Annotated in this window: 21 protein-coding genes; 9 read left to right on the top strand and 12 right to left on the bottom strand. The window is 32.7% G+C overall.

Annotated features, from left to right (window positions below; translation table 11 throughout):
• Nucleotides 1-26 precede the first annotated feature (26 nt).
• The 8 genes from FH779_RS00265 to FH779_RS00230 form a co-directional block, all read right to left on the bottom strand.
• On the bottom strand, nucleotides 27-2,174 hold the full coding sequence (locus tag FH779_RS00265; protein WP_180905637.1) for an alpha-N-acetylglucosaminidase: 2,148 nt from the start codon (nucleotides 2,172-2,174) through the stop codon (nucleotides 27-29).
• A gap of 99 nt (nucleotides 2,175-2,273) precedes the next feature.
• Complete coding sequence (locus FH779_RS00260) at nucleotides 2,274-2,885, bottom strand: DUF4254 domain-containing protein (protein WP_114998393.1); 612 nt, start codon at nucleotides 2,883-2,885, stop codon at nucleotides 2,274-2,276.
• Between the two features lie 81 nt (nucleotides 2,886-2,966).
• Nucleotides 2,967-3,149, bottom strand: a complete 183-nt coding sequence (gene tatA / locus FH779_RS00255; protein WP_038336575.1) for a twin-arginine translocase TatA/TatE family subunit — start codon at nucleotides 3,147-3,149, stop codon at nucleotides 2,967-2,969.
• Nucleotides 3,150-3,186: 37 nt separating this feature from the next.
• Nucleotides 3,187-4,854, bottom strand: a complete 1,668-nt coding sequence (locus FH779_RS00250) for a murein hydrolase activator EnvC family protein (RefSeq protein WP_221627893.1) — start codon at nucleotides 4,852-4,854, stop codon at nucleotides 3,187-3,189.
• Complete coding sequence (locus FH779_RS00245) at nucleotides 4,854-5,642, bottom strand: DUF4292 domain-containing protein (protein ID WP_180905636.1); 789 nt, start codon at nucleotides 5,640-5,642, stop codon at nucleotides 4,854-4,856. Before FH779_RS00245 ends, FH779_RS00250 begins: the two co-directional genes overlap by 1 nt.
• A 6-nt stretch (nucleotides 5,643-5,648) precedes the next feature.
• A complete protein-coding gene (locus FH779_RS00240) occupies nucleotides 5,649-6,671 on the bottom strand; it encodes a sugar phosphate nucleotidyltransferase (RefSeq protein ID WP_180905635.1) in 1,023 nt (340 codons plus the stop codon).
• A gap of 93 nt (nucleotides 6,672-6,764) precedes the next feature.
• Complete coding sequence (dut, locus tag FH779_RS00235) at nucleotides 6,765-7,199, bottom strand: dUTP diphosphatase (protein WP_038336568.1); 435 nt, start codon at nucleotides 7,197-7,199, stop codon at nucleotides 6,765-6,767.
• 2 nt (nucleotides 7,200-7,201) lie between these two features.
• Nucleotides 7,202-8,554 (bottom strand): lipopolysaccharide biosynthesis protein, encoded by a 1,353-nt coding sequence (locus FH779_RS00230; protein WP_244958064.1) that lies wholly within the window; start codon nucleotides 8,552-8,554, stop codon nucleotides 7,202-7,204.
• Between the two features lie 162 nt (nucleotides 8,555-8,716).
• Between FH779_RS00230 and FH779_RS00225 the strand changes: the two genes are divergently transcribed.
• The 6 genes from FH779_RS00225 (at nucleotide 8,717) to FH779_RS00200 (ending at nucleotide 12,974) form a co-directional block, all read left to right on the top strand.
• Entirely contained in the window at nucleotides 8,717-9,718 is a 1,002-nt protein-coding gene (locus tag FH779_RS00225; RefSeq protein ID WP_180905634.1) for an NAD(P)H-dependent glycerol-3-phosphate dehydrogenase, read from the top strand.
• A gap of 1 nt (nucleotide 9,719) precedes the next feature.
• Nucleotides 9,720-10,133, top strand: a complete 414-nt coding sequence (locus tag FH779_RS00220) for a hypothetical protein (protein WP_180905633.1) — start codon at nucleotides 9,720-9,722, stop codon at nucleotides 10,131-10,133.
• A gap of 87 nt (nucleotides 10,134-10,220) precedes the next feature.
• Nucleotides 10,221-10,712 carry a hypothetical protein gene (locus FH779_RS00215; protein ID WP_180905632.1) on the top strand — a complete coding sequence of 164 codons (492 nt, stop codon included), beginning with the start codon at nucleotides 10,221-10,223 and terminating at the stop codon, nucleotides 10,710-10,712.
• A 116-nt stretch (nucleotides 10,713-10,828) separates the two neighbouring features.
• Nucleotides 10,829-11,704 carry a bifunctional 5,10-methylenetetrahydrofolate dehydrogenase/5,10-methenyltetrahydrofolate cyclohydrolase gene (locus FH779_RS00210; protein WP_180906769.1) on the top strand — a complete coding sequence of 292 codons (876 nt, stop codon included), beginning with the start codon at nucleotides 10,829-10,831 and terminating at the stop codon, nucleotides 11,702-11,704.
• A 4-nt stretch (nucleotides 11,705-11,708) separates the two neighbouring features.
• Nucleotides 11,709-12,356: a 7-carboxy-7-deazaguanine synthase QueE gene (locus FH779_RS00205; protein ID WP_180905631.1), complete on the top strand. Its 648-nt coding sequence runs from the start codon at nucleotides 11,709-11,711 to the stop codon at nucleotides 12,354-12,356.
• Between the two features lie 96 nt (nucleotides 12,357-12,452).
• A complete protein-coding gene (locus tag FH779_RS00200) occupies nucleotides 12,453-12,974 on the top strand; it encodes a plastocyanin/azurin family copper-binding protein (protein WP_180905630.1) in 522 nt (173 codons plus the stop codon).
• Nucleotides 12,975-13,027: 53 nt separating this feature from the next.
• Here FH779_RS00200 and FH779_RS00195 read toward each other — a convergent pair whose 3' ends face one another.
• Genes FH779_RS00195 through FH779_RS00185 form a run of 3 tightly spaced genes read right to left on the bottom strand, consistent with a single transcriptional unit; the run spans nucleotide 13,028 to nucleotide 15,598 of the window.
• Entirely contained in the window at nucleotides 13,028-13,540 is a 513-nt protein-coding gene (locus tag FH779_RS00195; protein ID WP_180905629.1) for a hypothetical protein, read from the bottom strand.
• A gap of 12 nt (nucleotides 13,541-13,552) precedes the next feature.
• Nucleotides 13,553-15,013, bottom strand: a complete 1,461-nt coding sequence (locus tag FH779_RS00190) for a hypothetical protein (RefSeq protein WP_180905628.1) — start codon at nucleotides 15,011-15,013, stop codon at nucleotides 13,553-13,555.
• Nucleotides 15,014-15,019: 6 nt separating this feature from the next.
• Nucleotides 15,020-15,598 (bottom strand): hypothetical protein, encoded by a 579-nt coding sequence (locus tag FH779_RS00185; protein WP_180905627.1) that lies wholly within the window; start codon nucleotides 15,596-15,598, stop codon nucleotides 15,020-15,022.
• Between the two features lie 450 nt (nucleotides 15,599-16,048).
• Here FH779_RS00185 and FH779_RS00180 point away from each other — a divergent pair, with 450 nt between their 5' ends.
• From FH779_RS00180 to FH779_RS17560, 3 genes are read left to right on the top strand one after another with little or no spacing between them, the layout of a single operon-like run.
• Nucleotides 16,049-17,782 carry a thiamine pyrophosphate-dependent enzyme gene (locus FH779_RS00180; RefSeq protein ID WP_125349192.1) on the top strand — a complete coding sequence of 578 codons (1,734 nt, stop codon included), beginning with the start codon at nucleotides 16,049-16,051 and terminating at the stop codon, nucleotides 17,780-17,782.
• Nucleotides 17,782-18,639 (top strand): MFS transporter, encoded by an 858-nt coding sequence (locus FH779_RS00175; RefSeq protein ID WP_244957995.1) that lies wholly within the window; start codon nucleotides 17,782-17,784, stop codon nucleotides 18,637-18,639. Before FH779_RS00180 ends, FH779_RS00175 begins: the two co-directional genes overlap by 1 nt.
• A gap of 39 nt (nucleotides 18,640-18,678) precedes the next feature.
• Nucleotides 18,679-19,020 carry a hypothetical protein gene (locus tag FH779_RS17560; protein WP_244957994.1) on the top strand — a complete coding sequence of 114 codons (342 nt, stop codon included), beginning with the start codon at nucleotides 18,679-18,681 and terminating at the stop codon, nucleotides 19,018-19,020.
• A 46-nt stretch (nucleotides 19,021-19,066) separates the two neighbouring features.
• Here the strand turns inward: FH779_RS17560 and pgi are convergent, their stop codons facing one another.
• Nucleotides 19,067-20,719, bottom strand: coding sequence for a glucose-6-phosphate isomerase (pgi, locus tag FH779_RS00170; protein WP_180905626.1), 1,653 nt, complete (start codon nucleotides 20,717-20,719; stop codon nucleotides 19,067-19,069).
• Between the last annotated feature and the right edge of the window lie 76 nt (nucleotides 20,720-20,795).

Below are 20,795 nucleotides of genomic sequence, written 5' to 3'. Positions count from 1 at the left end.
AATACGAGGTAATTTCAACTTTATAATTATTCTAAAATTTTAGCTTGAAGCTTTTTAAATTCTTCTGGCGTTGATTTTTTGGGTTGATACAAATCTTGTTTCTTCGACCACTCAACTTCCATTTTATAAAAATCTTCTGGATTTGAGATTTTACCATTTATAGAATTCTCCACAAAGACTTTCCAACGCTCCAAATAAAGCGAACCAAGTAATCCGTTCCATTCTTTGTGCGCGTAATCTCTCAGCGTCGTACGCGGCAACGTATCTGGTCCCCAAAACGTAATTTGTCCTTTTGCATTGTACATCACGTTTTGAGCATCAGGCAAATTCTTTCCAAAATCTTTAGCTTCTTCTACCCAACGATTCAGCGTAAAATATTTACTATTTCCTAATAATTCATTTTGCAATTTTACCATTTCGATAAAATTATTTCCAGCTTTTTGGATACGTTCTTTATCTTGATAATTTATCGCAGCAACCATTCGCGCATAAGCATCATCACCTTTATCTGCCCAAACTTGACGAAGAAAATCGATTTTATCGGTTTGATACGTTTCTACATTTTTGAATTCTTCATCTGCTTTCACAAATAATTTTACAGCTTCCTTATATTGTTTAATATCGTAATTTCTCTTACGTGTTCCCCAAGATGAAACTGGATTGACGTTCAACGAAGGACGCGCACAATAAATACTTTCCGAAGGTCCTTCTTGGTAAACTTCTGGACTTGAATAAACTGTTTGTGCAAAACCTTTCCAAGCATTTATGATATCTTGATTTTCTTTTCCGTATCGATAAATTGTATAATTTTTTAGCCATTCGTCAAGATTTGGTTTTTCATCTTGCCAAGCCAAATCCAACATCAAATCGTAAGCAACAGGATTGTTGATAATTCCTTCTGGAATAATTCCGACACCTTTCAAATATTGTCCATATTCAGAGTTTTTGGCGCGATAAACTTCATCAATAAAACGTTGTAATTTTCCGTACAAACCATTCTTTTCTCCGAAATTACTCACATTTGACCAAATAAAACTTGTACCGTTATATCCTTTTCTTTTGTACCAATTATCTGTATTTTCTCCAAACAATTCAATGATTAAAGTATTCTCTTTTTTAAGACCTTTTAAAATATCATCCGAAGGATTGTTTTGCCAACCTTGTAAAACCCACGTCGAATTTGGATAATTCTTTTGCATGGTTTGTTGCACGTGTTGCGCTACTTCTGGCACATTAACTCCTTTTGTTTTCCCTCCTTCGTGAAAAGGTTCACCGCCAAAATATTTGATGTCATTTCCATACAATTTCTTCATCTCATCGTAGTAAATGTTAGCAACATTCTCGAAATGAGAAGTGGTAGGAACTAAAATAGCTGGACGCGTAAATTCTGTGAACACCCAATTTCCTTGATCGATAACTGGTGCATCTTCGTATCCTTTTTTCGTTTTCAAATCGTGCGGAACCATTCCATAAAAACCTTGTAAAATAGGCTCGATTCCTAACTCTTTCATTCGTTTCAGAATCTTTTTTTGCAATTCTGCTTGTTGATCTATTAATTGATTGCTCACAGGACCGCCCCAGCCTTCAAGATTTCCCATTAACCACCAAGCTGTAAACGCAGGACCTGGAATAAAAGCTTTGGCTTCTTCATCCGAATAACCCATTTTGATCAATGTGTTGTACCAAACTTTTTCAGTCCCAACTGGCGCTAACATAATATTGACACCATTCAGCGCCATCCAATCCAATTCTTTCTCCCATTCTTCCCATGTATAAAAGCTAAACGAATAGTTGATCGTACAATAATTTAATGCATAACGATATGGAACAAATGATTTCTTTTTAATTGGTTGATTAATTTGCGGAAGTTTGGCAAGCTGCGATTTGTTATCGCCCATATGCGAAATACTTTGGTGTGCCACATGTTTCGCATACCAATCTAATCCGCGCGAAGCTGCACTTGTAGACGATGCTGATATATATAGTTTATCTTTTTTCGTTTCGATTACAAAGACATCTTCATCATTCTCTTTTGAAATCTCTTTGAGTACAACTTTATTCTTCAACCACGGAAATTGCCTCGTGGTTAAATCTTTTACTGCAGCATATTGCGCATACAATTGTGTACCAAAAATAAATAAGGTAAAGCAAGTAATAAATTTCAGTTTTTTCATTCTAATGTTTTGATTAGATGAAATTAACATATTTGTACGCAATAAAAAAACTCATCCAAAAAAGATGAGTTTTCTATATTTTATTAATTTTTCTGAAAATTATTTCTTGTTTGCATAAAGAACTGGATTCAAATCCTCGTCATTATACATTTTCATTTGTTTATACACTTTCATGTATTTTTTACCTGCTTCAAAATCAGCCAACAATTCTTCAATCGCTGTTGATAAATCTTGATGTTGTTGATTCAAAACATCTAATTTCACTTGACAAGCTGCTTTATGCTCCGGTGTTGCATCCTCACGTTCTACCTCTTGTTTCATGTGATAAACCTTAAGCGATAAAATAGAAAAACGGTCTACAGCCCACGCAGGAGATTCTGTATTGTAAGTTGCATCTGCTTTTACTTCTACATTCGCATATTGTTGTAAAAACCAGCTATCCACATATTCTACCATATCTGTACGTTCTTGGTTTGATTTATCAATCCAACGTTTTAAGCTTAATGCTTCTACTGGATCAATTTGTGGATCACGAATAATATCTTCTAAATGCCATTGAACTGTATCAATCCAATTTTTTTTGTACAATAAATGAGCGATTAAATCTTCTTCGCTATATGGATTTTCGATTTGACGATTTACATCATCATATTTGTGATAATCATTGATACTTTGATTAAAAATAGACCAAGCTTTATCTGTGAATTTCATGTTTTGTTTTAGTTTATAAAATAAAAGCATTGTAATTGTATACGCAACTACAATGCTCTATTATCTAATTAAAAATATATTTTAATTTTCTTTTTTGTCAGAAGTACTTTCAGTAGCTTCTGATTTGTTATCATCTTTTGTTGCTTTCTTGAATTCGTTTAATCCAGAACCTAATCCTTTCATTAATTCAGGAATTTTCTTTCCTCCGAATAATAATAACACAACAAGTACGATTACGATCCATTCTTTACCTCCTAATCCCATACTGAATTGATTTTAATGCAAATATATAATTAATTTATTACATTCCCGCTACCCAAGAAGCAGGATTTTGTTTTGTTGTTCCGCTCCAAACTTGGAAATTCATGATTGTTTCTCCATCTCCACTTGTATAGATAATTCCTAAAGACTGACCACGTTTTACATCATCACCTTTCGAAACACTTACACTTGATAAGTTTGTATAAACTGAATAATACGAACCATGTCTTACCAATACAGACTTACCATTTCCAGATACACTCATTACAGCTTGAACAGTTCCTTCGTAAACAGCACGTGCATGTGCTCCACGATAAGTTGAAATATCAACACCACTATTTTGCGTTGTAATATTAGATAAAACTGGGTGAGAATTAGCTCCAAATCTACTTACAACCGTTCCTTTATCAACAGGCCAAGGTAGACGACCTTTGTTTGATGAGAATTCTCCCGAAATACCTTCAGAATCTGGACGTTCTGCAAAAGTCTCAGCTGGTTTTACTGCATCTACTTTTACAACACGTTCTTTTTCTGGCACTTTTACAACAACTTTCTGCTCAGCTTCTATCTTCGCTTTACGCTCAGCTTCAGCTTTAGCTGCTGCAATTTTACGAGCATCTTCTTCTTTTTGAGCTTTCAAACGAGCTTCCTCTTCTGCTTTACGTTGTGCAATGATACGTTGACGTTCTGCTTCAGCTTCGCGTTCTAATTGTTCAAATTTAGCAACTTCTGTTTTTGCTGTAGATACGAAACTTCCTGTTGGATGATGATTTAAATAAGATTGATACGCTTGTTTTGTATGCGCTGAACGTGCAATATTCCATGCTTTGGCATCATTCTCAATTCTTAAAATAGCTGTACGAGCTGATTTCGCATAATCTCCTTTTGGGTTATCTCTTAAATACTCATTATAAGATGCAATTGTATTTCCTCGTTTAGCTTCGTTCCAATCTTTTAAATCTTTTTCTGCACGAATCTTTGCTTGTCGAATCTCTTCTTCAATAATTGCTTTAATCTGTGCATCAATTTGACGTTGTTGTGCTTCTTTTGCATTAATTTCAGCAGCAATAACACCTTCGTTTTTACGGAATTCTTCGACCGCTTTCTCTTTTGTTAATCGTTCTTTTTCAAGATTTTGACTAAACAAAGTTTGCTGAGAAAGTACTTTTTCTTTTTCGTCTTTCGCTTTTTCTTTTTTTGCTTTTTTCGTCTGAATATCAGTTTGTTTACCGATAATTTCATTTGCTTGTCCTAATTGAAAAGCCGAATATTTTTCTAAATATTTGATACGACGATATGCTTCTCCCAAACTTTTAGAAGAAAGCACAAAAAGTAATTTATTTTCAACAGATTTGTTCTTATATGCTCGAACCAAAACCTGTTTGTAGTCTTTTTTTAGCTCAACCAACTCGCGCGAAAGTTTATTAATCTCTAATTGAGTTAAATAAATTTCGTCCTCGATAAAGCGTTTTTCTTTCGATAAGTTGTTAACTAATTTTGTTTGTACCTGAATTTTTTTCGTCAAATTCTGCACAAAATCAACATTTAACTTCGAATTTTGCTTATTAACCTCGAGTTGTTTGTTTAAGTTTATAATCTCTTTTTTAAGCTGAGCATTCTGTTTTTGTAAGTTCGCTTTATTGTACGGAACCTGCGCAAACACTGATAATGACAACGTTAAAAGTACAGTTGATAAAACAAACTTCATTATTTTATTTCTTTTTTCTTATACCCATCTGGAATTGAGAACGGTGTGTTCGTTTCCTGAAACGTAAAACTATTATATTCCAAGTCTATTTGACGCGTTTTTTTCTCTTTTATAATAATTTTAACATTTTTCGGAAATTCCTCTGCTCCAGCTTTTACCCAATTGTCGTAAGCCAAATCAACTTCCATTTTTCGTTTTGGATCTTTCAGATGTGCTTCTTTCAATCGGAAACCATTATCAAAAACATATGTTTGTATATATTCGCCTTCTTTTGGAGAAGTCGCAATCGCTTGATTTTTATTATATGTAATCGTATATTGATTATCTGTAAAAGTAGCTGTATAATCTGTAGGATTTAGATCAACGAAAACTTTTCCTAACATCAAATTTTGTAATTTTTGATAATCGACAAAATCAACTTTCAATAATTTATTTGCAATAGAAAAATCTCCTTCATAATATGTTCCACCTAACTTTTCAAAAGCTGAAAAACCATCAGGCGTAATCAATGCGCGAGCACCTGTAAATCCAAATTTTGTTGCATTAACCCATATCTTTTGTCCATTTTCCACAGCAATTGTAGCATTTACATCTCCCAAATCTGCTGAAACTTTTGCCTTAATCGTCAAATCTTTGAATGATGATTTTTTTGATAAGGTTTGCTGAATAATTTTTGAAGAAGCCGAAACAACTTCTGTATTATCTTTATCTACTTTTGCCACTTTCTGAGTGTTACAAGCTGTTGCAAGAACTCCTAAACAAAAGATATACGTTAATTTTTTGATCATAATTTTTTAAGCTTCGTATGATTTGAAGTCCAATTCGGAGTAATCTCCTAAACTAATACTACGCGAAACACCATAATATTTGGCATTGTTTCCGATCATTGTATCTGTAAGATTTGCATTACTGATGATTGAATTTTCTTGAATCAAACTGTTATCAATATTCGAGTTTTCAACAACCGTTCCATTTCCTAATGAAACAAAAGGTCCGATATTCGAATTTTTAATCACGACATTTTCTCCAATAAAACATGGTTCAATGATTAATGAATTGTCAATTTTTGCAGAAGAATGAATCGTTTTGAAATCTTCTTTATCCAGATTCAACACACGTGTATTGGTGTCAACTGTAACCGCTTTATTACCACAATCCATCCATTCGTCCACTTTTCCAAGCGTAAATTTATCACCTGCAGCACGCATATTTTCTAATGCATCTGTCAATTGATATTCTCCACCTTTTTGAATATCATTTTCTAATAAATATTCAATTTCTTTATATAACTTTTGTCCATCACGGAAAAAGTAAATCCCAATAATCGCCAAATCCGAAACAAATTCTTTTGGTTTTTCAACGAAATCTGTAATAACACTGTTATCATCTAATTTCACAACGCCAAAAGCCGAAGGATTATCGACCTGTTTTACCCAAACAACGCCATCCGATTCCATATCTAATTTGAAATCTGCACGAAATAATGTGTCTGCATACGCCACAACCGTTGGTCCATCCAAAGCTTCTTTTGCCATCCAAATAGAATGCGCTGTTCCAAGCGGCTCCAATTGATGACAAATTGTTCCTTTTGCTCCTAATTTTTCTGCAATTGCAATTAAATCAGCTTCAACCTCAGCTCCAAAATCACCAATTACAAAAGCAATTTCGTCAATTTTTTCTGAACAAACCTTCGCAATATCTTCTACCAAACGATGCACGATTGGTTTTCCTGCAATTGGAATTAATGGTTTTGGTGTTGTTAATGTATGAGGGCGTAAACGTGAACCACGTCCTGCCATTGGGATAATAATTTTCATTTTATTTCTAAAAATATTTTTTGTTAGATTGATATTTTATAATTGAATTACTTCTTTTTTAGATTCTTCGACAAGCTCAGAATGACAAAAAAATTATTGTTTTCCTGTACTTCCGAAACCTCCAGCTCCGCGTTCAGTTTCATTTAAAGCGTTAGATTCTTCCCACTCAACCGTTTCGTGTTTCGCGATCACTAATTGTGCAATACGCTCCCCATCGTTGATTGTAACGGCTTCGTTTGAAACATTAGCTAAAATAACACCGATTTCTCCACGATAATCTGCATCAATTGTTCCAGGAGAATTCAAACAAGTTAAACCATATTTTAACGCCATTCCACTACGAGGACGAACTTGTGCTTCGTAACCTGCTGGTAATTCGATGCTCAATCCTGTTGGAATTAATCTTCTTTCCAAAGGTTTTAATTCGATTGGTGCATCAATGTTAGCTGTTAAATCCATTCCAGCCGATAAAGCTGTTTTATATTCTGGTAAAGCGTGTTTCGAGATGTTGATAACTTTTACTTTCATCTTTATTTTCTTAGTTTTTTAAGTGTATTTTTTTCCGCAAATGCAATAAACGCAATGTACACGATAAGAATCAGATTACCAATAATCAAATTAGAATCGAGAATGTAATAATTTGTACATGCTAAAGCAATTGCAATTCCCATGTAAAGTACAATTTTATTGACTTTATACGGAATCGGATAAACTTTCTGACCCCAAATGTACGAAATCACCATCATTACACCATACGCCAATAAAGTTGTCCAGGCAGAAACCATAAAACCATATTTTGGCAATAAAAAAACATTCAAAATAATAGTAATCGCACCACCAACCAATGAAATTATAGTTCCGATACTTGTTCTATCCGTTACTTTGTACCATGTTGAAAGGTTATAATAAATTCCGAAAAATAAATTCGCAATTAAAATAATTGGGACAATATCTAAAGCATTCCAATACGTTGAATTTGGAACAAATATTTTCTTAATCCAGTCAATATTTGCTAAAATTCCAAGAATTACAATATTACAAATGATACTGAAAAAGAACAAAATATTCGCGTATGTCTGTTTTGCATCTCCTTTTTTGGCAACTTTAAAGAAAAATGGTTCTATTCCCATTCGATAAGCTGTAACGAAAAGCGTCATTAATGTTGCTAATTTGTAACAAGCACCATAAGAACCCGCTGCTGCTGGATCTATTAATTGTCGTTGAACTAATTTATCGAAATTTTCATTTAAAATATACCCCAAACCAGCAATCATAATCGGATAACCGTACAAAAACATTTGTTTGAAAAGTGATTGATCAAATTTGAATTGAACATGACGTACAACGCCTATTAATAATACAAATCCTAAAATACTCGCTAATAAATTCGCTATAAAAGGATAGGAAATCGCATTATCAAAACCTAAACCTAGCATAAAATCTTTCGAAACATAATACAACAAACCAATTGTCAAAACTGCTTGAAAAACATTCTGAATTACGCGAATTGTTGTATATAATATTGGTCGATTTTTAAAACGTAGAACTGCAAAAGGGATCACACAAATTGCATCAAAAAAAGCAATCCACGCAAACCACAAAATATATTCTGGGTGATCGCTATAATTTGCAGAATCTGCCAGAGGTTGTAAAAAAAGAAAAACTAAAACGAGCATTGCAGTAGAACTCATCACCATAAACCAAAAAGCTGTATTCAACACTTTTTGATACATTCCTTCTTCGGTTGCATAACGGAAAAATGCAGTCTCGAAACCAAATGTTAAAATGACATTCAGGAAAGAAACCGCAGAATATAATTGAGAAAACATTGCAAAATCTGAATTATCAACTTGCTTGATAATAAAAAAATTCAATGCTAAAATAATTACCCTCGGCAATATAGAGCCAATACCGTAGATAATGGTCTCACTAAAAAGCTTTTTATACAAAGTCGTTAAAATTTTTACAAAATTGAGTTTCTTTTCGTAAAATTCAAAATACCTAAGCTACAAATTAATTAACTTTGTCTATTCAATACATATATTATGATAGAGTTATCTAATCGTAAAGTTGGATTAATAGGGAATGGAAGCTGGGCAACTGCGATTGCAAAAATGCTGAATAAAAACCTTGAAACTTTCAACTGGTGGGTAAAAGATGAATACGTAAAAGGATATTTAGAGCGAAATAGACACAATCCAAATTATTTAACTGATGTCGAATTTAAGTCAGAAAAGCTTAAAATTTCAACGGATATCAACGAAGTTGTCATGAATTCGGATATCATCTTTTTGGTTGTGCCATCTATTTACGTTGTCGATTGTTTGAGTAAATTAACTGTTCCGTTGACAGATAAATTTGTAGTGACATCAATCAAAGGAATTATTCCAGATCATTATCAATTGGTTGGACAATATTTGTTTGATAAATTCGACGTAAAAGAAGAACAATTAGGAATTGTAAGTGGACCTTGTCACGCTGAAGAAGTAGCTTTGGAGCGTCTTTCATATTTGACAATTGCGGCGCAAGACGAAAACAAAGCACAAATTGCTGCGGATTGTTTGGCTTGTGATTTTATCAAAACAAAACTTTCAAACGATATTTACGGAACTGAATTTGGCGCGGTATTGAAAAATATTTACGCGATTGCAGCAGGTATAGCGCATGGTTTGGGTTATGGAGATAATTTCCAAGCAGTTTTGATGAGTAATGCGATTCGAGAAATGAATCATATTTTAAAAACTGCAAGTCCTATGAAGCGTAAAATTAACGATTCGGCTTATTTAGGCGATTTGTTGGTAACAGGATATTCGTTCTTTTCACGAAATCGAATGTTCGGAAATATGATTGGAAAAGGTTACACCGTAAAATCTGCTATTTTGGAGATGAATATGGTTGCCGAAGGTTACTATGCGACAAAAGGTGTGGCAATTATGAACGAGCAATACCAAATAAAAGCGCCAATTATCAACGCTGTTCATAAGATTTTATACGAAGATAAAAACGCAAAAAAAACTTTCGAAAAGTTATCTAAAAAATTAGATTAAGATGATTAAACAAGATTTTATTTCAAAATATATTCAAGAATTAAACAAAACATTGGCTCGAATTATTTCGTTAGAAGTTGGAAATGCAGATGAAGGTTTTTTGATTATTTTCAATCAAATGTTACAATCGTATTACAAAATTGATGACAATAATTTGTCGACTTTATTGGAAGAAAACGAAGAACTCGATCAATTTTTGTTGGCAGATGAATTGAAAAAGAAAAATATTTTGACGTTTATGAAAGCGATTCGCATTTATATAAATCGAGAAGATGCTGTAAAAGCAAAAGCATCTTACGAAGTCTTGAAACGCATTGAAAGCATCAATTCTGGAATTTTTCAATTTCCAACAGAAGAAGATAATTTAATTGCACAAGAACGAAAAGTTGTGGAAGAAAAAATGAGTAATTTGTAATAAAATCAAACTTTATAAAATTTCAAAAAAGCTGTTAGAAAACTAACAGTTTTTTTTGTATCTTAACACAACCTAAATCAATCTACTATGGATAACATTCTTTCATTACTATCATCATTACTTTGTTGTATTTTGCCTTTTTTGTTAATTTTTGGAATTGCTTTTTGGGCGAGTAAATCTCGCGAAAAGAAACAAAATGCTTTGTTAGCACAAGTTCCTCCAAATGCAGAGTTCAAAGCAGTTTTGCGTTATAACTTCGGAAATCAACAATCAAAATTCTTGAAAATGAAAGCGTTTCAAGGAAGTGGTGTTTTATATGTTTTAGACGATCAAATACATTATATCACTACAAATAATCCGAATGATAATTTTATTTTCGACCTCAAAACTTCACAAATCAATTGGATTGGTGTTAATCTTACAAATGGTTTATTGGAATGGTTTCAATTAAAAAATGGAGAAAAAGATTATTATTTCAATGTCGAAACTGGAATGTTTATTTTTAATACAAATTCCAAAAAAATGAAAACAACACAAGTTTTTAATTACTTAAAAGAAGCGCAGAAAAAATATCAGTAATGCTAAAACCACTTCACAACGAAGTGGTTTTTCTATTTAATCAAAAAATCATCAACTCAAAACTTAATGATTTATTTTCCAATTTGTCCGTATCTTTGCGCAAACACAACAAAACAATGCAAATTTTAGACGGTATTAAACTGGCAAAAGAGATCAAACAAGAGATCAAGGAGCTGGTGCAGAATTACAAGGACCAAGGAGTTCGTGTACCACATTTGGGTGCAATTTTAGTAGGAAGTAATGGTGCTTCTCAAACCTATGTTGACAATAAAATCAAGGATTGTCATTTTGTAGGTTTCGAGTCTTCAGAATTACGTTTGCCTGATACAATTTCTCAAGAAGATTTGATTGCAGAAATTGAAAAATGGAACAATGATGATACATTAGACGGATTTATCGTGCAATTGCCATTACCAAAACACATCGATCAAGAAGCAGTTATCAATGCAATTGATCCTAAGAAAGATGTAGATGGTTTTCATCCAATGAATTTTGGTAAAATGGCATTAGAAATGGAAACATTTTTACCTGCTACACCTTACGGAATTATGGAAATGTTAGAGCGTTACAACATTGATACAACTGGTAAACATACAGTTGTGATTGGTCGTTCTCGCATCGTTGGTCGCCCAATGAGTATTTTGATGAGTAAAAACGGAAATCCTGGAAACAGTACAGTTACATTAACTCATTCGAAAACTCAAAATTTAGAACAATTTACAAAAGAAGCTGATATTGTGATCACTGCTTTAGGTGTTCCAGGTTTCTTAAAAGCTGATATGGTAAAAGATGGAGCGGTTATCGTTGACGTAGGAATTACACGCGTTGATGACGAAACTAATCCACGAGGATTTAGATTAGCTGGTGATGTAGATTTTGATAATGTAAAAGAAAAAGCATCATGGATAACGCCAGTTCCAGGAGGAGTTGGACCTATGACACGCGCTATGTTATTAAAAAACACATTGTTGGCATACAACAACAAAAAATAAAATTATGATACACATTGCATCAACAACTGCAGAAGAACAACAATTGATACAAGAAGGGAAATTATTGCCTGTTATGGAGCATTTTTACACAATTCAAGGTGAAGGAATGTACACAGGTGTGGCTTCTTATTTTATTCGATTAGGAGGTTGTGATGTTGGTTGCCATTGGTGCGATGTAAAAGATAGTTGGGATGCTGACAAGCATCCCTTAACTAATGTTGATGAATTGGTAGACTTGGCAACTTCTCAGGCCAAAACAATCATCATTACAGGAGGAGAACCTTTGATGTGGGATTTGACTTATTTGACAAAAAAACTACACGAAAAAGGTGCAAGAATTCACATCGAAACTTCGGGTGCTTATCCGTTGAGTGGAGAAATTGATTGGGTTTGTCTTTCTCCAAAAAAATTAATGTTGCCGTTAGACGAGGTTTGCGAAGCTGCAAATGAATTGAAATGTATTGTGTTCAATAATCACGATTTTCAATTTGCCGAAGAACAAGCTGCTCGTGTTGGAAAAGATTGTACGCTTTTCTTGCAAACAGAATGGAGCAAACGCGACAAAAATCTTCCATTGATTGTGGAATATGTGAAAGAAAATCCGAAATGGCGTTATTCTTTACAAACACACAAATATTTGGATATTCCTTAGATATTTATCTGTTTAAAATCAGTTCTATTTAGACTGAGTAAACTTTTTTAAGTTACTGAATTTCATTATTTTTATATCAAACAAAAAATTGAAATAATGAAAAAAATAGCTTTGATGAGTTTCGCGGCAATTTTGATGATGAGCTGCGGAGGTTCTAAGAAAGATGAATCAACTCAACCAGAAATAGATTATAGTACAGCTCCATCAGAAGATGCTGAAACTTCTACAGCTACGCCTGCTACAAACAATCATATTGTTTTGAAAGCGAGTGATGACATGCGCTACGATAAAACTGAATTTACAGTGAAAGCTGGCGAAGAAGTAACTTTAATCTTAATGAATGCTGGTGAAATGTCAAAAGAAGCAATGGGACATAATTTTATTTTATTAAAACCAGGTTCTGATGCTTCTGCTTTTGCAAATACAGCAGCTTCTGCTAAGGCAACAGATTATATTCCGACCGAATTACAATCAGAAATTATTGCGCATACAAAATTGTTAGGAGGTAAAGAAAATGATCAAATCAAATTTACTTTAGAAGAAGGTACATACGATTTCTTATGTTCTTTCCCTGGTCATTTTGCAACAATGAATGGAAAAATAAAAGCAGTTAAATAATAATAAAAAATGCGAGAAGTTTTCTCGCATTTTTTTATGAATAGATTGAATGATTATTTCCAATAATTCCAAACTTTACCATCAAAAATGGCAACAGTTTTACTTGCTGTATCGTAACAAATCATTCCAGGATATGGACTTTTTACATTAATTTCAGGTTGATTAACCTTAGGTAAAATCATCGCATCTTTATCCGATTCTAAAACTAAAATTCCTGTTGCAGCAGATGTTTCTGCTCCAATAATTACTCCATCACCTACTTCATTAGAAGAATTTGTTAATAAAACTGTTTTTTCTCCAACATCACTTAACTCAACCCAAATACCATTCTCATACATTTTCACTTTAGAATCTGTTAAGTCAAAAGCAAAGGTTCCACCATTATTCGTTGCATCCAAACCTGTAGGTACAGTAGTAACAGCTGGTAAAATAATTCCGTTTGTTGTTGATTCTTCGAAATCTAAAATTGTATTATTCCCATCCACTGCATTTTTACCAATTGACACTTGACCAAAAGAAATTGATGCAAAACCGCATAAAATAGCAGCGTATATTATATTTTTCATTTTAAATAATCTTTATTCGTTACAACTTTTCTCGATACAATGCCAAATTGTTCCATTATATAATTTGACACATTTTTCGGTTGTATCATACACAATCATTCCTTCTTTTGCATCAACAATTTTAACTACATCAACAGTTCTTGTAATGACGAAACCTTTTGTTGAAGATTCTAATGCTAAAAATCCATTTGGAATTGCAGTTGGCCAATTCTCTAATTTTGTTGACATTGCAGAAACTCCAACATTGGTAAAAGAAGTTGCTGTTGTTGTATTTGGCGTTTTTGTACAAGATGTTCCGGGAGTTGGAGTTGTACCTCCTCCTGTTACAGTAATTGTTGCAGAAGAACAAATACCAATTAAACTACATATTTGATATCTTAATCCTCCAACTGGTGGTACGAATCCACTTGTAAATGTAACAATACCAGTCTCAGTGTCTAAAATAGCTTCCGCAGGCCATTCTCCAATTATAGAAATTGTAGAGTTTTTATTATTTCCTGTTAATACTACTTTTGTTCCATTGGTTCCGTATAAATCATTATCTATAATATTAATACTAGAAGTAGTTGATAAATCTACATGGTCATCTGTTGCTTTAATTATATTATCAATTACAACATTAGTATCTGGACAGTCATACTCTGTACCAGTTTCTGTTGTTTCTTCTAATGTAATATCATCTACAAAAAAATCATTACCATCATTTGATGCAATGTTATTCCTTAGCGCCACAGCTATATTAATACAATTTGCGTCATTCGGAGCTTTAAAAGTCCATGTTTTTTGCTCCCAAGTATTAGCAGCACTTAATCTCATTACATTCTTAGCATTTTCAGAAAAATCTGTAATATTATGATCAATGTTGGATGATCCTAATACTTTTTCTGTTAGTATATCTTGTGCCTCAAAACTTACTCCTACTTTATTTCCTCCTGCTCCATAGATAAAAGCAGATACTTTATAAGTTTTACCTGGTTCTAATTGCACTACTCGACGGTAATATTGGTTAAGAACCATACCTCCATTTACTACCAATACAGCTCCGTCCAAAGATCCATCAGTATGATCTGCTGGTTTTGGATTTTGATTGTACCACCATTCTCCAATCCATCCAATATTATTACCATCTGGCATTACTTTAGTCATATCATAAATATGGCTTGGTGCTATTACGGCATAAAAACCATTATCAATATTCCACACATCCTGGTTATAACTACCTTTATTTGTACCATAAGTATTGGTTGAAGGTAAAGTTGATAAATCAGACAAATATTTATCTGCAAGTCGATAAAAAGAAGATCCGTGTTTGAAGAAGCCTAAACTTCCATCTTTTCCTGTTTGTGGTACATATTGAGATGATGTTCTTATTGTACTTTTCCCAAAATCTTCTTTGAAGATAAGTGTTTGCGCATTCAAATTGCATGTTATCATCACTACAATTGCGCTTATTATTTTTCTTAAATTGTTCATTTATAACTATATTATTAAAATTAATACAGTAGATTTAGTTGATGGTTTGTTTTTAGTGAACGAAAATGGAGGCGGACGAGTTAAAATGTTATCGATTACATTTATTCGAATATGAATAAAAGAATTATTAATCGCAAGTAAATTATTAGCAATATCAGACAGATTTATTTTAAAAATCGAATTTGTCCTTGCTACTTTTTGATGATATTTATAAAAATTTTCTTTTAAAACTATTTTCCCCGAGTTCTCAGGAAGATTACAACCAGATAAAAATTTTATTTTAGACGATAAAATAGCTGTTTTTGGCTTGTAGACATGTTCTTTTTGTTGCTTATTCTCTTTTTTTACGACTAAAACCTTTTTGAGTTTTTTAGGTTTAGTAATCGTCTTTTTTTCGACAGTGGTTTTGTTTATGGTTTTATCTACTGTTATTTTTTCTAATAAATTCGTTTCCGTATTTTTTGATATAAAAATAAGTATTTGACCACTTTCAACTATTGTATCTTTTTGGTAACCAAAAAGAATAGAAGAAAAAAGCAAAAGAAATAAACTTCCTAAATTTCTATATCTGAGAAAATGATTCATTAAATTATTAAAAATAACTAGAGATAGTAGGAAGAGAAGTGTGTAAAGCCAAAAGGCATACGAAAGTAAAGTATTTATAAATATTAATTCTGCAAAAAACTCTTACTTACACTATTTTTAATCATTAAAAATAAGAAGTGATAAACATAGATTAAACATAGATTAAACATAGATTAAACATAGATTAAACATAGATTAAACATAGATTAAACATAGATTAAACATTTATTTTACATGTCAAATATAGTTTTGGCACAAATATTGAAATATTCATGTACGTATAAGATTTAGTAGAGTAAATTTTGTCCTCATGTGTTAATTTTAAGCCTGTTTTTCAACAGGCTTTTTTGTTTTTCAACAATTTAATATTCAAATATTTAACACTTATTTTAAACATTTTTATCCTATAATTTCATAACTTGTTAGTCACAATCAAAAAAATACTTTATTATGGGAAAGAATGTAGCACATCAAATTGTAGAATTACTAGAAAAAGCGAATATAAAACGTGTTTATGCAGTAACTGGTGATAGTCTCAATTTTTTTAATATTGCAGTTAAACAAAGTGACAAAATTGATTGGGTTCATGTAAGACATGAAGAAGCTGGAGCAATAGCTGCTACTGCCGAATCAGAATTGAATGGGATTGGATGTTGCGCTGGAAGTTCTGGTCCTGGTCATGTACATTTGATTAACGGAGTTTATGAAGCGCATAAATCAAGAACTCCTTTAGTTGTAATTGCCTCTACTCTGCCTACAATAGAATTTGGTACAGATTATTTTCAGGAAACGAATACTATTAAACTTTTTGATGATTGTAGTTGTTATAATCAAATTATAACTCGAGCAGAACAAGTTCCTAGAATGGTACAAACAGCAATACAACATGCTATTTCAAAAAAAGATGTTGCAATTATTGGACTTCCAGGAGATATTGCAGAAATGGAAGCCGTTGAAAGTAATTATACCTCGAATTTCTATTTCAATCAACCTATTATTACTCCAAATAAAACTGAATTAAGAGAAGCTGCTTCTATTATAAATGATGCTAATAATATTACCTTATTCTGTGGAATTGGCGCATCTCAAGCAAATGAAGAAGTTATAAAACTTTCTCGTCATTTGCATGCTCCAGTTGGATATTCGTTCAAAGGAAAAATGAGTATTCAACCCAATAATCCAAATGAAATAGGAATGACAGGATTACTTGGTCAACCATCTGCTTATCATGCTATGCACAAAGCTGATTTAATTATTTTGATTGGTACCGATTTTCCTTATAAAGATTTTATTCCAACAGATAAAAAAATCATTCAAATTGATTCAGATGGCTCTAAACTTGGACGAAGAGCTAAAATTGATTTAGGATTAGTCGGAAATGCAAAAGAAACAATTAACGAATTAATTGAGTTATTAGAACCTAAGCAAAACAAAGATTTTTTGGATAGTCAATTAGAAATGTACAAGAAAGTTCTTGAAAACAAAATGACATTTGTTCATGAAAAAGGAAAAGAAAATGCCATTCAACCCGAATATGCAGCTTATTTATTAGATGAGTTAGCTACAAAAGATGCCATTTTTACAGTTGATACAGGAATGTGTTGTGTGTGGGGAGCACGTTATATAACGGGTACGGGGGAGCGCAAAATGTTAGGATCTTTCAATCATGGTTCTATGGCAAATGCAATGCCTCAAGCGATTGGTGCACAAATGGCATATCCTGATAGACAAATTATTGCGATGTGTGGTGATGGTGGAATCTCGATGTTATTAGGAGATTTAGCAACCATCAAACAATATAATTTACCTGTTAAACTTATTATTTTTAATAATAGAACATTAGGAATGGTTAAATTGGAAATGGAAGTTGCTGGTTTACCTGACAATGAAACAGATATGGAAAATCCTGACTTTACTTTGATTGGAAAAGCAATGGGAATAGAAAGCGAATCGGTTAAAAATCCTGATGATTTACCTGATGCAATCGGAAGAGCTTTTGCGCATAATGGACCGTATTTATTAAATGTATTTACAAATCCAAACGCTTTAGCAATGCCTCCAAAAGTAGATCTTGATCAAATGATTGGAATGACAAAATCTATGGCAAAATTAATGTTAGGTGGAAAAATGGATGAGGTAATGGAAACGATTAAATCCAATTATAAACATTTAAAAGATTTATAATGAATCAATCATCATCTATCACACAATCAAGTAAAAAACTTTTCATCATTGCATGGGTTTTAGGCTTAATCTTCTATTTCATTGATTACGCAACTCGTTCTGCACCTTCATTAATGATCACAGATTTGGCTCAGAATTACAACATTTCTAAAGAAAATTTAGTTTCTCTTATTGGAACATATTATTACACTTATTCGATATTCGCTTTAATTGCTGGAATATGTTTAGACAAATTTGGTGCAAGATATTCGATGTTTGCAGGGTGTTTTATACTCGGAATAGGATGTATTTTATTTATCGCTTCCTCCCAATTTGCTGGAACAACAGGCAGATTATTACAAGGAGCGGGTAGCGCATTTGCTTTTCCTGGTTGTGTCTATTTAGCAACCAAAGGATTCTCATCAAAATCTTTAGCAACAGCAATAGGCTTCTCTCAATGTATAGGAATGCTTGGTGGAGCGGCAGGACAATTTGTGGTTGCGCCATTATTAGAAAATGGTTTTGGATATAAAACATTTTGGATAATTGCTGGAGTTTTATGTATAATTCCAGCTGTAGCAATGCTGTTCATAACTCCAAAATCGTCTGAAGAAGAGATCGAAAAAAGTAAACAAACCTCTTTTATAGAACCTTTCAAAATTATTTTCAGCAATCCAAATTCGTGGTTAACTGGTATTATTTCTGGATTATTATTTATACCGACAACAATTTTTGCTATGACTTGGGCTGTTCCTTTTTTCAAATTAGACTTAGGTTTTGATGCTCACACTGCTGCTATGACTGCTGCTATGGCGTCACTAGGCTGGGTAGTTGGATGTCCATTAATGGGTTATATAACGGATAAAATAGGAAAATGAAAACCTGTTATTCTTTTTGGTTGTATCGGAATGATCTTGATGTTTTTACAACTCATTTATCTTCCAGATTTAATTCCAATAAAAGTTACATTTTTCATTTTTGGGCTTTTCTCTGGAGTCGCAATGATCCCATATTCGGTTATCAAAGAAGCTAATCCAGATTATGTAAAAGGCTCTGCTACTGGAGTTCAAAACTTTTTGACGTTTGGTGTAACTTCTCTAGTAAATCCTGTTTTTGCTAAATTATATGGAAACGAAATTGTAAATGTTACAGATAAAACTGGACATTATCATCAAGCAATTTGGTTTTGGATCATCGGAATATTTATTGCCATTATTCTAACCTTATTTTTAAAAGAAACTGGTCACAAAAATTCATAAAAAAATCCGCTCATTGAGCGGATTTTTTAGTAATTATATTGATAAATTATTTTCTCCAATATTTATAAGCATTGATTAATCCATTTGTAGAAGCATCATGAGAAGTAACTTGCTCATCATTTTCTAACTCTGGTAAAATCACATTTGCTAATTGTTTTCCTAACTCTACTCCCCATTGATCGAAAGAGAAAATATTCCAAATAACACCTTGCACGAAAATTTTGTGTTCGTACATCGCAATTAAATTTCCTAAAACTTTTGGTGTCAATACTTCATATAAAATTGAGTTTGTTGGACGATTTCCTTCAAAAATTTTGAAAGCTGCTAAGAAATCAATTTCTTCTTTCGATTTTCCTGCTTTTTCTAATTCTGCAACAACTGTTTCTTCATCTTTTCCAAATGCTAAAGCTTCTGTTTGAGCAAAAAAGTTTGACAATAATTTTGCATGATGATCGCCTAAAACATTCAATGAATTAGCTCCTGCAATAAAATCTGCTGGAATTAATTTTGTTCCTTGATGGATTAATTGATAAAAAGCGTGTTGTCCATTTGTTCCAGGTTCTCCCCAAATAATTGGTCCAGTTTCATAATCCACTTTTTTTCCATCTCGACCAACATATTTGCCATTCGATTCCATATCTCCTTGTTGAAAATATGCTGCAAAGCGCGATAAATACTGCTCATAAGGCAACAAAGCAACCGAATCTGCACCAAAGAAATTGTTGTACCAAATTCCTAAAAGCGCTAAAACAACTGGTATATTTTGATCTAAAGTTTCTGTTTTGAAATGCACGTCCATTTCATGCGCTCCCTCTAACAATTCTTCGAAATTATCGAAACCAACTGCCAAAGCAATGCTCAAACCAATCGCACTCCACAATGAATAACGACCGCCAACCCAATCCCAAAACTGAAACATATTTGCCGTATCAATTCCGAAATTTGCAACGCCTTCTGCATTGGTTGATAACGCTACAAAATGTTTCGCTACATCAGCTTCTTGCGCATCAGAATTCAAAAACCATTCTTTTGCAGAAAAAGCATTTGTCATTGTTTCTTGCGTCGTAAAAGTTTTTGAAGCAACTATAAATAAAGTTGTTTCTGGATTTATTGCTTTAAAAGTTTCTGCTAGATGAGTTCCATCAATATTCGAAACAAAATGAATATTCAAACGAGTTTTATAATGTTTCAACGCTTCCGTCACCATCACAGGTCCAAGGTCAGAACCTCCAATTCCAATGTTGACAACGTCTGTAATTTCTTTTCCTGAAAAACCTTTCCATTCACCCGAAATTACTTTTTCCGAAAAAGATTTCATCTGATCTAACACCTCATTAATTTGAGGCATCACATCTTTTCCGTCAACCAAAACTTCTTCATTAGAGCGATTACGTAAAGCTGTATGCAAAACAGCTCGTTTTTCTGTCACGTTGATGACATCTCCTTCAAACATTTGCTGAATTGCCGTATCAACATCCATTTCTTTCGCCAAATCAACCAAAAGTTGAATCGTTTCTGCATTAATTCTATTTTTTGAATAATCTACTAATAATGAAGGATATTGAATTGAAAATTTTTCAAAACGATTTGCATTTTGAGCAAATAATTCTTTGATTGATGTATGCTGAATCGTTTGAAAATGTTGTTCTAAAGCATTCCAAGCATTCGTAGTTGTTGGATTGATTGTATTTAAAGCCATAATATTTTTAGTATTCTTTCCTTAACAAATTTAATCATTTCAACTTCATCTCAAAATCAATGTTGTCACGATAACG

The organism is Empedobacter falsenii (genome assembly GCF_013488205.1).
Lineage (GTDB): Bacteria > Bacteroidota > Bacteroidia > Flavobacteriales > Weeksellaceae > Empedobacter > Empedobacter falsenii_C.
The sequence above is the reverse complement of the archived record's forward strand: the minus strand, read 5'-3'. Positions and strand labels throughout refer to the sequence as shown.

Excerpts from the sequence above, each read along its gene's own strand:
- FH779_RS00260 (WP_114998393.1), bottom strand. The coding sequence starts at position 2,885 with ATGAAATTCACAGATAAAGCTTGGTCTATTTTTAATCAAAGTATCAAT.
- FH779_RS00190 (WP_180905628.1), bottom strand. The coding sequence starts at position 15,013 with ATGAACAATTTAAGAAAAATAATAAGCGCAATTGTAGTGATGATAACA.
- FH779_RS00245 (WP_180905636.1), bottom strand. The coding sequence starts at position 5,642 with ATGATCAAAAAATTAACGTATATCTTTTGTTTAGGAGTTCTTGCAACA.
- FH779_RS00265 (WP_180905637.1), bottom strand. The coding sequence starts at position 2,174 with ATGAAAAAACTGAAATTTATTACTTGCTTTACCTTATTTATTTTTGGT.
- FH779_RS00180 (WP_125349192.1), top strand. The coding sequence starts at position 16,049 with ATGGGAAAGAATGTAGCACATCAAATTGTAGAATTACTAGAAAAAGCG.
- FH779_RS00205 (WP_180905631.1), top strand. The coding sequence starts at position 11,709 with ATGATACACATTGCATCAACAACTGCAGAAGAACAACAATTGATACAA.
- FH779_RS17560 (WP_244957994.1), top strand. The coding sequence starts at position 18,679 with ATGTTTTTACAACTCATTTATCTTCCAGATTTAATTCCAATAAAAGTT.
- tatA (WP_038336575.1), bottom strand. The coding sequence starts at position 3,149 with ATGGGATTAGGAGGTAAAGAATGGATCGTAATCGTACTTGTTGTGTTA.
- pgi (WP_180905626.1), bottom strand. The coding sequence starts at position 20,719 with ATGGCTTTAAATACAATCAATCCAACAACTACGAATGCTTGGAATGCT.
- FH779_RS00225 (WP_180905634.1), top strand. The coding sequence starts at position 8,717 with ATGATAGAGTTATCTAATCGTAAAGTTGGATTAATAGGGAATGGAAGC.
- FH779_RS00210 (WP_180906769.1), top strand. The coding sequence starts at position 10,829 with ATGCAAATTTTAGACGGTATTAAACTGGCAAAAGAGATCAAACAAGAG.
- FH779_RS00175 (WP_244957995.1), top strand. The coding sequence starts at position 17,782 with ATGAATCAATCATCATCTATCACACAATCAAGTAAAAAACTTTTCATC.
- FH779_RS00220 (WP_180905633.1), top strand. The coding sequence starts at position 9,720 with ATGATTAAACAAGATTTTATTTCAAAATATATTCAAGAATTAAACAAA.
- FH779_RS00240 (WP_180905635.1), bottom strand. The coding sequence starts at position 6,671 with ATGAAAATTATTATCCCAATGGCAGGACGTGGTTCACGTTTACGCCCT.
- FH779_RS00185 (WP_180905627.1), bottom strand. The coding sequence starts at position 15,598 with ATGAATCATTTTCTCAGATATAGAAATTTAGGAAGTTTATTTCTTTTG.
- FH779_RS00215 (WP_180905632.1), top strand. The coding sequence starts at position 10,221 with ATGGATAACATTCTTTCATTACTATCATCATTACTTTGTTGTATTTTG.
- FH779_RS00250 (WP_221627893.1), bottom strand. The coding sequence starts at position 4,854 with ATGAAGTTTGTTTTATCAACTGTACTTTTAACGTTGTCATTATCAGTG.
- FH779_RS00200 (WP_180905630.1), top strand. The coding sequence starts at position 12,453 with ATGAAAAAAATAGCTTTGATGAGTTTCGCGGCAATTTTGATGATGAGC.
- dut (WP_038336568.1), bottom strand. The coding sequence starts at position 7,199 with ATGAAAGTAAAAGTTATCAACATCTCGAAACACGCTTTACCAGAATAT.
- FH779_RS00195 (WP_180905629.1), bottom strand. The coding sequence starts at position 13,540 with ATGAAAAATATAATATACGCTGCTATTTTATGCGGTTTTGCATCAATT.